This is a genomic window from Streptomyces sp. LaBMicrA B280 (genome assembly GCF_049222185.1).
Classification (GTDB): domain Bacteria; phylum Actinomycetota; class Actinomycetes; order Streptomycetales; family Streptomycetaceae; genus Streptomyces; species Streptomyces murinus.
Map to the genome: position 1 here is coordinate 77,836 of NZ_JBMJCT010000012.1, position 13,564 is coordinate 91,399.

Here is a 13,564-nt window from a genome sequence, read left to right on the forward strand (position 1 = left end):
TCAGTCTCGCAGATGGCGGGCCGGAGCGGCGCGGAACTGCGGGCGGGCCGCCGCCTCGTCCGGCGGGCGGCCTACCCTGAGGAGGTCACCCCGCAACCGGAGTCTGAGAAGCCGGAGAAGCCGCACGTCATGAGTGCCATGAGCGAAACGCCCTATCCCTACGACGCGCCCGCCTCCCAGGCGCTCTTCGACCGCGCCTCCGTCGTCACGCCGGGGGGCGTGAACTCCCCGGTGCGCGCCTTCGGCGCCGTCGGCGGCACGCCCCGCTTCATGGTGTCCGGGCGCGGTCCCTACCTCACCGACGCCGACGGCCGGGAGTACGTCGACCTGGTCTGCTCCTGGGGTCCGATGATCCTCGGGCACGCGCACCCCGAGGTCCTCGCCGCCGTCCAGGACGCCGTCGCCCGCGGTACGAGCTTCGGCACGCCCGGCGAGGGCGAGGTGGTGCTCGCCGAGGAGATCGTCGCCCGGGTCGAGCCCGTCGAGCAGGTCCGGCTGGTCAGCAGCGGGACCGAGGCGACCATGAGCGCCATCCGGCTCGCCCGCGGGTTCACCGGGCGGTCCAAGGTGATCAAGTTCGCCGGCTGCTACCACGGGCACGTCGACGCGCTGCTCGCCTCCGCGGGCAGCGGCGTGGCCACGTTCGCGCTGCCGGACACCCCCGGTGTCACCGGTGCCCAGGCGGGCGACACGATCGTGCTGCCGTACAACGATCTGGAGGCCGTGCAGGAGGCGTTCCACCGCCACCCCGGCGAGATCGCCTGTGTGATCACCGAGGCATCGCCCGGCAACATGGGCGTCGTGCCGCCGGACCCCGGGTTCAACCAGGGCCTCAAGGACGCCTGCCGCGAGAACGGCGCCCTGTACATCTCCGACGAGGTCATGACCGGCTTCCGCACCAGCCGCGCCGGCTGGTACGGCGTCGACGGGGTCAGGCCCGACCTGATGACCTTCGGCAAGGTGATGGGCGGCGGGTTCCCGGCCGCCGCGTTCGGCGGGCGCGCCGATGTGATGGCGTACCTCGCGCCCGCGGGTCCCGTCTACCAGGCCGGCACCCTCTCCGGGAACCCGGTCGCCACCGCCGCCGGCATCGCCCAGCTGCGGCTGCTCGACGAGGCGGCGTACGACACCGTCAACGGCGTCTCCGCGCAGCTGCGCTCCCTCGTCAGCGAGGCGCTGAGCAAGGAGGGCGTGGCCCACCGGGTGCAGAACGCCAGCAACATGTTCACGGTGTTCTTCACCGACCGGCAGGTGCGCGACTACGAGGACGCCAAGCGGCAGGAGCTGTTCCGCTTCACCGCGTTCTTCCACTCGATGCTGTCGGCCGGTGTCTACCTGCCGCCGTCGGCCTTCGAGTCCTGGTTCGTGTCCACGGCCCACGACGAGCGGGCCCTTCAGAAGATCGCCGACGCCCTTCCGGCGGCGGCCCGTGCGGCTGCGGAGGCCACCGCGTGACCATCGGAAACAGTGTGAGCACCGGCGACAAGGACGTCACGGTCGTCCATCTCATGCGGCACGGCGAGGTGGAGAACCCGGACGGCGTGCTGTACGGGCGGCTGCCCGGCTACCACCTCTCCGAGCTGGGCCGGAAGATGGCCGACCGGGTCGCGGAGCACCTCGCCCCGCGCGACATCACCTATGTCTGCGCCTCCCCGCTGGAGCGGGCGCAGGAGACCGCCACCCCGATCGCCAAGGCGCAGGGCCTCGACCTGGCCACCGACGCGCGGCTGATCGAGGCCGAGAACATCTTCCAGGGCAAGACCTTCGGCGTCGGCGACGGCGCGCTGCAGCGGCCGGGGAACTGGAAGCACCTGGTCAACCCGTTCCGGCCGTCCTGGGGCGAGCCGTACGTGGACCAGGTCGTACGGATGATGGGCGCGCTGGACGCGGCCAAGGACCGGGCGCGCGGCCATGAGGCGGTGCTGGTCAGCCATCAGCTGCCGGTGTGGATCGTCCGGTCGTACGTGGAGCGGCGGCGGCTGTGGCACGACCCGCGCAAGCGGCAGTGCACCCTCGCGTCGCTGACGTCCTTCACCTATCTCGGCGACAAGATCGTGTCGGTCGGCTACAGCGAGCCCGCCATCGATCTGGTCCCGGCGCATCTGCGGGCCGGGGCCCAGCCGCAGAAGGGCGGCGGGCAGGGGAAGGCGTTCGGCGCCTGACGGCCCGTTAAATGGCGCTTAGGCTACTTTTGCCGGAACTATTGCGAAAAACATATTAATTGAAGGAACCTCCCCGATCGTCGCGCCCTCTGTCTGGGTGACCACCATCACCACGCGCGACGAATCGGGGATCCTTCATGCGTACCGTCTCCCGGAACCTCTCCCGCCGGGGAATGCTCGGCCTCGGCGCGGGCGCCGCGGCCGCCGCCACCCTGTCCGGCTGCGGCGGCCTCAAGTCCTCGGACGGCGGCGGGCACGCGGACGGTTCCCGCCAGGTGCAGGGCGGCAAGGACCGGCCGGCCAAGCTGATCGGCGACGGCTCCACCTCCTTCACCGGCAAGCAGCCCGGCCACTCGAAGAAGCCCGAGCCGCTGGAGCCGGGCCAGACCCCGCCGCAGTTCGTCGTCTTCTCCTGGGACGGCGCGGGCGAGGTCGGCAACGGCCTCTTCCCGCGCTTCCTGGACCTCGCCAAGCAGCACGAAGCGCACATGACCTTCTTCCTCTCGGGCCTCTACCTGCTGCCCGAGTCGAAGAAGCGGATGTACGAGCCCCCGAACAACGCGCGCGGCGCCTCCGACATCGGCTACCTCACCGACGAGCACATCAAGGCCACCCTCACCAACGTCAACCGGGCGTGGCTGGAGGGCCATGAGATAGGCACCCACTTCAACGGGCACTTCTGCGGTGAGACGCACGGCTCGGTGAAGTGGTGGACGCCACAGCAGTGGAAGAGCGAGATCGACCAGGCGAAGTCCTTCGTCAAGGAGTGGAAGACCAACACCGGCTGGCACGACCTGCCCGCGCTCCCCTTCGACTACGACAAGGAGCTGGCCGGCGGCCGCACCCCCTGCCTGCTGGGCCAGGACAACCTGCTGCCCACCGCCCGCGAGCTGGGCTGGCGCTACGACGCCTCGTCCCCGGGCGGCCGCCAGGTCTGGCCGGTCAAGCGCCAGGGCGTCTGGGACTACCCGCTCCAGGCCGTGCCGTTCCCCGGGCACAGCTTCGAGGTGCTGTCCATGGACTACAACATGCTCGCCAACCAGTCCGTGAACTCCACCAAGGCGCCCGCCTACAACTACCCGGGCTGGCGCAAGCAGTCCGCGGCGGCGTACATCGCCGGCTTCCAGCGGGCGTACGAGACGAACCGCGCGCCGTTCTTCATCGGCAACCACTTCGAGCAGTGGAACGGCGGGATCTACATGGACTCCGTCGAGGAGGCGTTCAAGCACATCGCGGCCCAGCGGGACAAGGGCGCCGACGTCCGGATGGTCTCCTTCAAGGAGTTCACGGACTGGATCGACGTCCAGAAGCCCGAGGTCCTCGACAAGCTGCGCACGCTGGACGTCGGGCACCAGCCCACGGGTGGCTGGAAGACGTTCCTCGCCTGAGTTCCGCGAGGGCGCGGGTCCGACCTCCCGCGCCCGGAATGTCCCGTGTAAATAGCTCCTGAAATGCGGTTTTCCGCCCCGCAGGGGGGTGCGCGAGAACCCCGGGAACGACATGCGAAACTTTTCACATGAGTACCCGTAGCCGCGCCGTCCTGCTCGGCGCTGTGGCCGTCACCGCGGCCCTGTCCCTGTCCGCGTGCGGCAAGGGCGGCACCTCGGGCGGCGGCGGCAACACCAACTTCGTCACCGGCAACAACGGCATCGACACCGTGCCGGTGAGTGAGCGCACCGCGGCCCCGGACCTGTCCGGAAAGACGATCGACGGCAAGTCGGTGGACGTGGCCGATTACCAGGGCCAGGTCGTCGTCATCAACGTCTGGGGCTCGTGGTGCAGCCCGTGCCGCGAAGAGGCCCAGTACTTCGCCAAGGTGTCGAAGGCGTACGAGGGCAAGGGCGTGCGGTTCGTCGGGATCAACACCCGCGACACCAGCACGACCCCCGCGGTCGAGTTCGAGAAGGCGCACGGGATCACCTACCCGAGCCTGTACGACCCCACGGGCAAGCTCATGCTGCGCTTCAAGAAGGGCACCCTGAACCCCCAGCTGATCCCCTCCACGCTCATCATCGACCGGCACGGGAAGGTCGCCGCGCGCGCCCTGGAGGCGCTGGACGACACCACGCTGCTGAAGATGCTCAAGCCGGTCGTCGCGGAGAAGTGACGTGAGCGCGACTCTGACCCTGGCCATGGTGGGCCAGAACCAGACGGTGATGCACGGCGCCCTGCTGGTCGCGCTGCCCGTCGCCCTGTTCGGCGGGCTCATCTCGTTCTTCTCGCCGTGCGTGCTCCCGCTGGTCCCGGGCTACCTCTCCTACGTCACCGGCGTGGCCGGCACCGACCTCGCGGAGGCCAAGCGGGGCCGGATGGTCGCCGGTGCCTCGCTGTTCGTGCTCGGCTTCAGCGCGGTGTTCGTCTCCGGCGGCGCGCTCTTCGGTTTCTTCGGCTCGACCCTCCAGGACTACAAGGGCCCGCTGTCCAAGGTGCTCGGCGTGCTCATGATCCTGCTGGGCGTCTTCTTCATGGGCCTGATGCCCTGGTTCACCCAGCGCGAGTTCCGCTTCCACCGGCGTCCGACCACCGGACTGGTGAGCGCGCCGGTCATAGGCGCACTCTTCGGCATCGGCTGGACCCCCTGCCTCGGACCCACGCTCTCCTCGGTGAGCTTCCTGTCCGTGCACGAGTCGAGCGCCGGGCGCGGAGCGCTGCTGATGGTCGTCTACTGCCTGGGCCTCGGCATCCCCTTCGTGCTCACCGCGCTGGCCTTCCGCAAGGCCCTCGGCGCCTTCGGCTGGGTCAAACGCCACTATGTGTGGGTGATGCGCATCGGCGGCACGATGATGATCGTGACCGGTGTGCTGCTGCTGACCGGCGCCTGGGACAGCCTGGTGCAGCAGATGCAGACCTGGTCCAACGGCTTCACTGTGGGGATCTGATCGATGAGCAAGACCGAAACCGACAAAAGCCAGGACCAGGAGGAGCTCGGCGCCGCCGGGTCCCAGCTGTCCACCGCCCCGCGCGAGGAGCCGCTCACCGGCGTGCCCGCCTTCGGGGTGATCGGCTGGATCCGCTGGTTCTGGCGGCAGCTGACCTCCATGCGGGTCGCGCTGCTGCTGCTCCTGATGCTGTCGCTGGCCGCGATCCCCGGCTCGCTGATCCCGCAGTCCGGCGCCGACATCAACAAGGTCGCGGACTTCCAGTCGGCGCACAAGACGCTCGCGCCGATCTACGACAAGCTCGGGCTCTTCCACGTCTACAGCTCGGTGTGGTTCTCCGCGATCTACATCCTGCTGTTCATCTCCCTCATCGGCTGCATCGTGCCGCGCGCCTGGCAGTTCATCGGGCAGCTGCGCGGCCGGCCCCCGGGCGCGCCCAAGCGGCTGACCCGGCTGCCCGCGTACACGACCTGGCGTACGACGGCGGAGCCCGAGGAGGTCCGCGAGGCCGCGCTCAAGCTGCTCAAGCGGCGCCGCTTCCGCGCCCACGCCGAGGGTGACGCGGTCACCGCCGAGAAGGGCTATCTGCGCGAACTGGGCAACCTGGTCTTCCACATCGCCCTGATCGTGCTCCTGGTCTCCTTCGCCTGGGGCCAGATGTACAAGTCGGACGGCACCAAGCTGATGGTGGAGGGCGACGGCTTCTCCAACGCGCTGCCGATGTACGACGACATGAAGTCGGGCAGCCTGTTCCGCAGCGACGACCTGGTGCCGTTCAGCTTCGACCTGAAGAAGTTCACCGGCACCTACGAGGCCAGCGGCCCCAACCGCGGCACGCCCCGCACCTTCCAGGCGACGATCGACTACAGCGTGGGCGCGTACGGCAAGCGCAAGAACACCACGATCAAGGTCAACGAGCCGCTGCACATCGGCGACTCCAAGGTCTACCTCGTCAGCCACGGCTACGCCCCGGTCGTCACCGTCCGCGACGGCAAGGGCAAGGTCGTCTACCAGGACGCCGTGCCGCTGCTGCCGCTCGACGGCAATGTCACCTCCAACGGCGTCGTCAAGGTGATGGACGGCTACAAGGACCCGCGGGGCAAGAGCGAGCAGCTCGGCTTCCAGGCGTTCTTCGTGCCGACCTTCGACCCGAAGTCCGGCACGATGATGTCGCAGTTCCCGGCGCTGCTGAACCCGCTGCTCGCGGTCAACGCCTACCACGGCGACCTGGGCGTGGACGCGGGCATCCCGCAGAGCGTGTACCAGCTCGACACCAGCCACATGAAGGCGTTCAAGGACGGCAAGGGCCAGCTGCTGAAGAAGCTGCTCAAGCCCGGTGACACCATGTCGCTGCCGAACGGCGCCGGTTCCATCACGTTCGAGAAGGACGTGAAGCAGTGGGCCGGCTTCGAGATCGTCCAGGAGCCGGGCAGCATCTGGGCCCTGACCGGCGCGCTCGCCGCGATCTTCGGTCTGGCCGCGTCCCTGTTCATCCAGCGCCGCCGGGTGTGGGTGCGGGCGGTGCGCGGTGCCGACGGTGTGACCGTCGTCGAGATGGCCGGGCTCGGCCGCAGCGAGTCCGCCAAGCTGCCGGAGGAGCTGGGCGATCTCGCCGGGATCCTCTACGACAAGGCGCCGGGGGCACCCGACCCGGACGACGCCCCCGCAACCTCCCCCGACCCTCACGTCGTACCTGCCGAAGGGGCTGAGAAGTGACTCTCGCCGCCGCAACAGAGCTGGCCACAGCGACCAACGAGCATCTGGCGAACATGAGCAACACGCTCATCTACTCCGCGATGACCGTGTACACGCTGGCCTTCCTCGCCTACATCGCCGAGTGGATCTTCGGCAGCCGCAGCAAGGTGGCCCGCACGGCCAACGCGCTCACCGACGGGGGCAAGCAGCAGGCGGGCCCCGCCGTCACCGTCAAGAAGGCCGGCGGCACCGCCGTACTGGAGCGCCCGCAGGTCGTGGTGCGCGCGGCGGCCGGTGCCCGGGACGTGCCGGACGGGCCCGGCGCGCACGGCGGTGACGTCCAGGGCGACATGTACGGGCGGATCGCGGTCTCCCTGACCGTGCTGGCCTTCGTGGTGCAGCTCGCCGGTGTGATCGCCCGCGCGGCCTCGGTGGGGCGGGCGCCCTGGGGCAACATGTACGAGTTCAGCATCACGTTCACCACGGTGGCCGTGGGCCTGTACCTGGTGCTGCTGGCGCTGAAGAAGAACGTGCGCTGGCTGGGCCTGTTCCTGACCACCACGGTGCTGCTGCTGCTCGGCCTCGCCGTGACCGTGCTCTACACGGCCAGTGACCAGCTGGTCCCGGCCCTGCACTCGTACTGGCTGTACATCCACGTCTCCACCGCGATCTTCTGCGGCGCGGTGTTCTACGTCGGCGCGGTCGCCACCATCCTGTACCTGTTCAAGGACTCGTACGAGAACAAGCTGGAGTCCGGGATCAAGCCGGGCTCCTTCGCCACCTCGGTGCTGGAGCGGCTGCCCGCCTCGGCCTCCCTGGACAAGTTCGCCTACCGGGTCAACGCGGCCGTCTTCCCGCTGTGGACGTTCACGATCATCGCGGGCGCGATCTGGGCGGGCGACGCCTGGGGCCGCTACTGGAACTGGGACCCGAAGGAGACCTGGTCGTTCATCACCTGGGTCGCCTACGCCTGCTACCTGCACGCGCGCGCCACGGCCGGCTGGAAGGGCCGCAAGGCCGCCTACCTGGCGATGATCGCGTTCGCCTGCTGGCTGTTCAACTTCTACGGCGTGAACATCTTCGTCACCGGCAAGCACTCCTACGCGGGCGTGTGAGCGAAGGCTCGCCCACACTGGAGTCATGAGCGGTTCCATCGCACAGGGCACCAGTCAGACCCACGGGAACACGCACATACTCCATTTCCTGGTGCGGCTCCCGAGGCCCATGGAAGACGTCTGGACGGCGGTGGCCACCCCCGAGGGGATCGGGGCGTGGTGCACCGCCGTCGGCGTTCTCGAACCCCGGCTGGACGGCGCGGTCGCCCTGCGCGGCCTGGGCTCGGGCCGGGTCACCGCCTGGGACGTGGACCGGGTCGCCGAGTACACCCTCGACGAGGGCGGCGGCGGACGGCTGCGGTTCCATCTGGAGCGGGACGGCACGGCGGAGTGCGTGCTGCGCTTCACCCATGAGTTCCAGGGCGAGGGGCCCTCGGACACGGACTGGCGCCATAGATTCGAACAACTGATCGCAAGGCTGGGTCCGGCGTCCGGGTCGTAGCCCGAGTCGGCCCGGGCGCCCTCACGCGGGCGGCAGGCAGTCCTTCCCCGGTGGCTTGCCCTCCGGCCAGGCCAGCTGGACGAACTGCGAGTCGCCCTCCGGGGTCAGCCGCACGATCGGTACGGCCTTGTCGTACGGGTTGCCGTGCTCGTCCAGGCAGATCCAGCCGCTCGCCCCGGCCACCTTCAGCGAGCCCTTGACCTGCGGCCACTGGAGGCCGACGTCCGCGAGGGTCGGGATGCTCCGGCCCTCCGGCACGGCCTCGCGGATGCCGTGCACCGCGAGCTGGAGCGCGTCGTAGCCGATGATCAGCTGGCCGTCGTCCAGGGCGACCGGTCCGATCGGGCCGGCCGGTTTGTGCTCGGCGGTCTTCAGCAGCCGCTGGAGGGTCTGGTAGTCCGCCGTGGAACCGCCCGTCTTCGGGGGGTTCTTCAGCCAGGCGTCCGGATGGGCCAGCGAGGTGAAGAGCACGGTGAGGTTGTGCCGCAGGGCGTCGCGGTTCAGCTCCTTCTCATAGGTGAGGTAGGAGGCCTCGTCGCCGGTGAGGACCTGGAAGGAGCGGTCCATGCAGCCGCGGTCGCCCAGCGCGTTGACGAACTGCCGCAACTGGGTGTGCCGGCCCGCGAACAGGATCGTGTGGGTGTCCCGGGGGGTGTCGCACACGATGTTGGTGATCTGCCGGAAGGTGTTGGCGGTGGTGCCCTCCTGGCTGCGGTCGGCGGGCGGGGTGAACGGCTGCTCCAGGACCGGCTGGTACGGCGAGCCGTTCATCAGCGTGCTGAACGACTGCTTCAGCGAGTTCGTGTACGGGTCGCCCGGCTTGTCGTAGACCAGCATGGCCTTGTTCTCGTTGGCCCGGTTCGCCTTGGCCTTGGTGTAGGAGGCGAGGGCGCGGGCCTCGTCGGTGTTGGTCGGCGCCACCCGGGCGAGCCCGGGGTAGGGGTCGGACTTCTTGCCGCGCTGCCCGTTGGCCAGCTCGTCGGCGGTGATGGAGGAGCCGATCACCGGGATGCCGAGCCTGGTCAGCGCCGCCACGGCCGCCTGGTTGGGATCGGTGCTCTGCCCTATCCCGGCCACCGCCCGCAGCCGGTCCGCGCTCCGGGTCATCCCGTCCAGCTGGTCCACCGTCGGCCGCCAGCTGTCCTTGCCCGTACCCGAGTTGGCGAGCAGCAGGCGGATCTGCGGGGACTGCCCGTTGGCATCGTGGTTGGCCGAGTACTGGGCGAGATAGGCGCCTTGCAGCTGATGCTCTATGTCGTTCAGATTGGTCGTCGAGGTGGAGGTGAACGGCAGCATCAGCGCCACCGTGACGTAACTCCCGCTCTTCAGGCCCTTGTTCTCCCGCCCGATCGCCTCCACCACCTGGTGGAAGCGGGGCTGGCCGAAGTCGTACACCCCGGTCGCCACGCCCACGCACTCGTCACTGCCCGCGGGCCGCGACACCCCCGGCGCGCACCGCCGGTCGTCGTGCATCAGGGTGCGCACCCCGAAGACCCCGCCCGCGACCAGGGCCGCCACCAGCAGCAGGGACAGATACCGGCGCAGCGGGATCTCCCACACATGCTCGCGTACCCAGGTCCCCATGCCCCCCGCCATCAGGCCTCCCCGCGACCGTCGTCCTCAGGATCCGCCGGGCCCTCGATCGGGCGCCCGGCCAGCGCGGCCGCCGGCCAGTCCCGGGAGGCCCGCCACAGCAGCGCGCCCGCCGCGGGGCGCAGATTGGACAGTTGCTCCAGCTCGAAGCGGAGCCGGTCGCACACCTTGGGGTCCGGCAGCACCAGCGGATCCGTCAGCTCCCACAGCGCGTGCAGCAACCGCCGTACCCGCAGATGCAGTACGGCGTCCACGCCCTGAGGCAGCGGATAGCCCGCGTCCGTCACGCCGAGCGCCACCGCGCCCCGCCGGTCGCCGCGCCCGCCGAAGTCGCGGCCCTCGGCGTCATGCGCGTGGAAGTAGGGCGCGGACGCGATGAAGCGCAGGGTGCGCAGCCACACCCGGGTGTCGGCGTCGGCGAAGTCGTCCCGTAATCGCGCGACCGCCGACTCGGCGTCCCCGAGGGCGAGTTCGTGGTAGAGCCGGTACGGCGCCCGCTCCGGCTCCGCGTAGTGCTCGATCAGCGTCTCGTGCGCGCGCCGCCACGACGCGTGGCCCTCGTCGCGCAGATGCAGCCGCAGCAGCAGCAGCGTCCGCACGAACGGGTCGCCGACGAACTGCCCCGGTACGACGGGCAGTCCCTCCTCGGCGAGCCGCGTCTGCAGGGCCCGTACGTCGGCGGGTCCGAAGGTGTCCGGCAGCAGTGCCGAGGCCAGGGCGCACGCCGAGTCATGGTCGTGGGCGGCGGCCAGCACGGTCAGCTCCTCCAGGTACGCGGCCGGCACCAGCCGGTCCAGCAGCGCCTGGTGGACGGGTGAGCCCGGCTGGTCCTCGGCCGGGCGGAACTCCGCGGTGAGCAGCTCGCCCAGCGAGGTCACCTCGGGCAGATGCTGCGCGGCCGACTCGGCGAGCAGCACCACGCCCAGCGGGTTGCCGCCGGTCAACCGGTGCGCGGCGGCCGGGAGATGGGAGGGCACGGCGGTGTCCGCGCACAGCGCGCCGACGATGTGCAGGGTGTCGTCCGCGCTCAGCGGCGGCAGCGCGATGAGCAGCGCCCGCGAGGAGGGGGCCGCGTCCGGGGTCCAGCCGGTGCGCCGGGCGACCTCGGCCAGCTGCCGCCGTACGGCGTTGGGCAGTTCGGCCCGGCCCTCGCCGCGCCGGGCGGCCACGAACACCACCCGGTCGCCGGTGCCCTCCGCGCGATCGCGCAGCACGGCCGCGGTCAGCTCCGGGCCCGGGGTCGTCTGCGCGTTGTCGAGCAGCACCAGGGGCCGGCCCAGGCGCTGCATCCTCGCCATGAACCCGGTGTACGCCTCGCCGAGGTCGGCCAGCAGCGCCCGCGCCAGGTACCGCTCCGCGTGCTCGCGCGAGCCGTCGCCGTCCCGGAAGTGCTGGGACAAGAGGATCAGCCCGCGCTGGGCGTTGCCGCCCGCGTTCGGGTACGACCGGTACCACTCCGACGCCTTCTGGTGCTTGTGGCCGGTGAACCCCTCGGCGACGGACTCCAGGGTGGCCTCGATGGCGCCCGAGACCAGCGGGCCCGCGCCGGTCGCGGCCGCGACCACCTTCGCCGCGACCTTGCCCGCCCATCTGCCCGCGAACGCGCCGATCCGCGGGCCCCGCTCGTTCAGCAGCAGGATCCGCTCGACCTCCCGGCGGATCCGCTCCGCCTCGGCGTCGCCCCAGCCGCCCGCGGCCACCGCGACCAGGCCCGACATCAGCCGCGGGAAGGTGATCCGCCCGGCGCCGGTCACCGGCTCGGCCAGCTGCTCGGCGATCACCAGCAGCGCCTGGGCCGACGGCGACCAGGAGTCGGCAGGGCGGCCCGCGGGCGGCCCGGCGAACTGCGTGGCCGAACAGTCGATCAGCGCGACCGGGGTGTGCCCCCGGTAGGCCTCCCGGAGCGCGTCGAGCACCGCGCTCTTGCCCAGCCCCCGGGCGCCGGTGAGCACCACGAAGGGCGGCTCGTCCGGGTGCTCCAGAGGATGGGCGCGATGGCGTCCGGGGACCAGGCCCACCAGGCGCGGCGCGAGTCCGGCCGGATCGGCGTCGAAGAGCGCCCCCCGCCCGTGCAACCGTGTGCGCACAGCATCGCCCCCCTCAACAACAGTGTAGAAAGGGGTAGTTGCTCCGTGCCAGGGCCAGTGGTGCCCGTTTGGATAACGATGTGTGCTCATGGCACCGCGGTGCGCTCATGACACCGCGGACAGGCTGCCGTGGCCCGCCGTGGCGATGTGGTCCCGCAGCCGCTCCACGTACAGCCGCATGTTCTTCGCGGCGACGTCGGTGTCCGGGTAGCGGCTGGCCAGCCACAGCCCCTCGTGCTGCCGGTTCACCCAGACGCACACCTGGTCGCCGTACGACACCCGCAGCAGCGCGTGCGCCCGCATGTCCGTCCACCGGTCGGCGCCGGGCACCGCCCGGGTGTCGACGTACGAGACGATCGAGTACAGGTCGGGCGAGGTGGGCCGGAAGTCCGCGCCGAGCAGCGCGAGCACCCGGGCCAGCGGCATCCGGGCCAGCTTGCGGGCCGCGCCCAGCTCCGCCCGCACCGCCCGCAGGACGTCCGGGAAGCCGCGGGTGCCGGTCAGCGGCACCTCGATGGGGGCGCCGCCCACGTACCAGCCCACCGAGTCGGTCCAGCGCGCGCGGACCCGGGTGTGGAACGGCACGACCGTCCGGTACACCGACTGCCCGCCCAGCTCCCGCACGGCGAGCGCGGTCGCCGCCAGCACGCCGACCAGGCTTCCGCCGTAGGGGCGGCAGTACGCCTCGAACGCGGCCGCCGCCTCCGCGTCCGCGAGCGGCTCGCACAGCATCGCCTGCGGGGGCAGCGGCTCGCCGGGGGTGAGGCCGAGGTCCACCGGGAAGGTCGGCAGGGTGCCGCCGCCGCGCCGGATGAACTCCCGCCAGCGGGCCACGATGTCGTCGCCGCCGTCCAGCCGGTCCGCGTCGGCCCGCTCGATCTCGCAGAAGTCGACGTAACTGGCCGCGGGGGCGGGGTGGTCGGCGGGGTGCCCGGCCGCGAGCGCGTCGTACAGCTCGTGCACCTCGGCGGCGATCCGGGTCAGCGAGTAGGCGTCCACATTGCTGTGGTCGAAGGCCATGTAGACGCTGGTGGAGTCGGGGCGTACGACGGCGGTGTAGATCAGGTTCGGCCAGCGCAGGGCGTCGGCGACGGTGTCGAAGCGGTCCTGGAGATGCGCGGTGAGCCGCTCCGCGTCCTCGAACTCCCCGGCGTCCTCGCGGTGCAGGGACACGTCGGCCGGGTCGAGGGTGAACCGGCGCAGCTCCTCGCCCGCCCAGCGGAACCCGCTGCGCAGCGTCTCGTGCCGCAACGTCCAGGAGCGCAGCGCCTCTTGGAGCACGTCGAGGTCGACCCGGCCCGGCAGGTCGAAGGCGGTGCCGAGCCAGGTCGGCACGAACAGCCCCTCCTCCCGTACGCACTTGGCGGTCCGGATGTGCGACTCCTGGATGTAGGCCGGCGGCCGGGAGTCCTCCGGCAACCGCGTCGCCGCCGCCACGGTGGCCGGGCTCAGCGTCCACTCGACGAGCCGTCCCGGCCGTACCCCGCAGCGCTGGATGTCAGTGATTCGCACGCGTCTCCCATCGAAGAAGGGGCCCTGCTGAATAGGGCCCCCCTCCAAGGCAATGCCGTGGGAGGCGGCGGAGACATGC

At 70.8% G+C, this 13,564-nt stretch carries 11 protein-coding genes; 8 read left to right on the forward strand and 3 right to left on the reverse strand.

Features of this window, described 5'->3' with window-relative positions; translation table 11 throughout:
• Window positions 1-138: 138 nt before the first annotated feature.
• From hemL to ACLF5H_RS13235, 8 genes are all read left to right on the forward strand, one after another.
• On the forward strand, window positions 139-1,455 hold the full coding sequence (gene hemL / locus ACLF5H_RS13200; RefSeq protein ID WP_421676250.1) for a glutamate-1-semialdehyde 2,1-aminomutase: 1,317 nt from the start codon (window positions 139-141) through the stop codon (window positions 1,453-1,455).
• A gap of 53 nt (window positions 1,456-1,508) precedes the next feature.
• Window positions 1,509-2,162 carry a histidine phosphatase family protein gene (locus ACLF5H_RS13205; protein WP_421676333.1) on the forward strand — a complete coding sequence of 218 codons (654 nt, stop codon included), beginning with the start codon at window positions 1,509-1,511 and terminating at the stop codon, window positions 2,160-2,162.
• Between the two features lie 137 nt (window positions 2,163-2,299).
• Complete coding sequence (locus ACLF5H_RS13210; RefSeq protein ID WP_421676251.1) at window positions 2,300-3,550, forward strand: hypothetical protein; 1,251 nt, start codon at window positions 2,300-2,302, stop codon at window positions 3,548-3,550.
• A 128-nt stretch (window positions 3,551-3,678) separates the two neighbouring features.
• Window positions 3,679-4,269, forward strand: a complete 591-nt coding sequence (locus tag ACLF5H_RS13215) for a TlpA family protein disulfide reductase (RefSeq protein ID WP_421676252.1) — start codon at window positions 3,679-3,681, stop codon at window positions 4,267-4,269.
• A 1-nt stretch (window position 4,270) separates the two neighbouring features.
• On the forward strand, window positions 4,271-5,041 hold the full coding sequence (locus ACLF5H_RS13220) for a cytochrome c biogenesis CcdA family protein (protein WP_374193146.1): 771 nt from the start codon (window positions 4,271-4,273) through the stop codon (window positions 5,039-5,041).
• 3 nt (window positions 5,042-5,044) lie between these two features.
• A complete protein-coding gene (gene resB, locus ACLF5H_RS13225) occupies window positions 5,045-6,757 on the forward strand; it encodes a cytochrome c biogenesis protein ResB (protein ID WP_421676253.1) in 1,713 nt (570 codons plus the stop codon).
• Window positions 6,754-7,851 carry a c-type cytochrome biogenesis protein CcsB gene (ccsB, locus tag ACLF5H_RS13230; protein WP_421676254.1) on the forward strand — a complete coding sequence of 366 codons (1,098 nt, stop codon included), beginning with the start codon at window positions 6,754-6,756 and terminating at the stop codon, window positions 7,849-7,851. Before resB ends, ccsB begins: the two co-directional genes overlap by 4 nt.
• Before the next feature lie 25 nt (window positions 7,852-7,876).
• Window positions 7,877-8,293, forward strand: a complete 417-nt coding sequence (locus ACLF5H_RS13235) for a hypothetical protein (protein WP_421676255.1) — start codon at window positions 7,877-7,879, stop codon at window positions 8,291-8,293.
• 21 nt (window positions 8,294-8,314) lie between these two features.
• On the opposite strand, the gene ACLF5H_RS13240 is transcribed toward ACLF5H_RS13235, so the two are convergent.
• The 3 genes from ACLF5H_RS13240 to ACLF5H_RS13250 all read right to left on the reverse strand — a co-directional run bounded on the left by ACLF5H_RS13240 (window position 8,315) and on the right by ACLF5H_RS13250 (window position 13,485).
• Window positions 8,315-9,877 carry a hypothetical protein gene (locus tag ACLF5H_RS13240; protein ID WP_421676256.1) on the reverse strand — a complete coding sequence of 521 codons (1,563 nt, stop codon included), beginning with the start codon at window positions 9,875-9,877 and terminating at the stop codon, window positions 8,315-8,317.
• 11 nt (window positions 9,878-9,888) lie between these two features.
• Window positions 9,889-11,973 (reverse strand): hypothetical protein, encoded by a 2,085-nt coding sequence (locus tag ACLF5H_RS13245; RefSeq protein WP_421676257.1) that lies wholly within the window; start codon window positions 11,971-11,973, stop codon window positions 9,889-9,891.
• A 105-nt stretch (window positions 11,974-12,078) separates the two neighbouring features.
• Window positions 12,079-13,485, reverse strand: coding sequence for a condensation domain-containing protein (locus ACLF5H_RS13250; protein WP_421676258.1), 1,407 nt, complete (start codon window positions 13,483-13,485; stop codon window positions 12,079-12,081).
• Window positions 13,486-13,564: the final 79 nt, after the last annotated feature.

Coding starts and splice junctions, on each gene's coding strand:
- ACLF5H_RS13235 (WP_421676255.1), top strand. CDS start 7,877: ATGAGCGGTTCCATCGCACAGGGCACCAGTCAGACCCACGGGAACACG.
- ACLF5H_RS13210 (WP_421676251.1), top strand. CDS start 2,300: ATGCGTACCGTCTCCCGGAACCTCTCCCGCCGGGGAATGCTCGGCCTC.
- ACLF5H_RS13240 (WP_421676256.1), bottom strand. CDS start 9,877: ATGGGGACCTGGGTACGCGAGCATGTGTGGGAGATCCCGCTGCGCCGG.
- ACLF5H_RS13205 (WP_421676333.1), top strand. CDS start 1,509: ATGCGGCACGGCGAGGTGGAGAACCCGGACGGCGTGCTGTACGGGCGG.
- hemL (WP_421676250.1), top strand. CDS start 139: ATGAGCGAAACGCCCTATCCCTACGACGCGCCCGCCTCCCAGGCGCTC.
- ACLF5H_RS13215 (WP_421676252.1), top strand. CDS start 3,679: ATGAGTACCCGTAGCCGCGCCGTCCTGCTCGGCGCTGTGGCCGTCACC.
- resB (WP_421676253.1), top strand. CDS start 5,045: ATGAGCAAGACCGAAACCGACAAAAGCCAGGACCAGGAGGAGCTCGGC.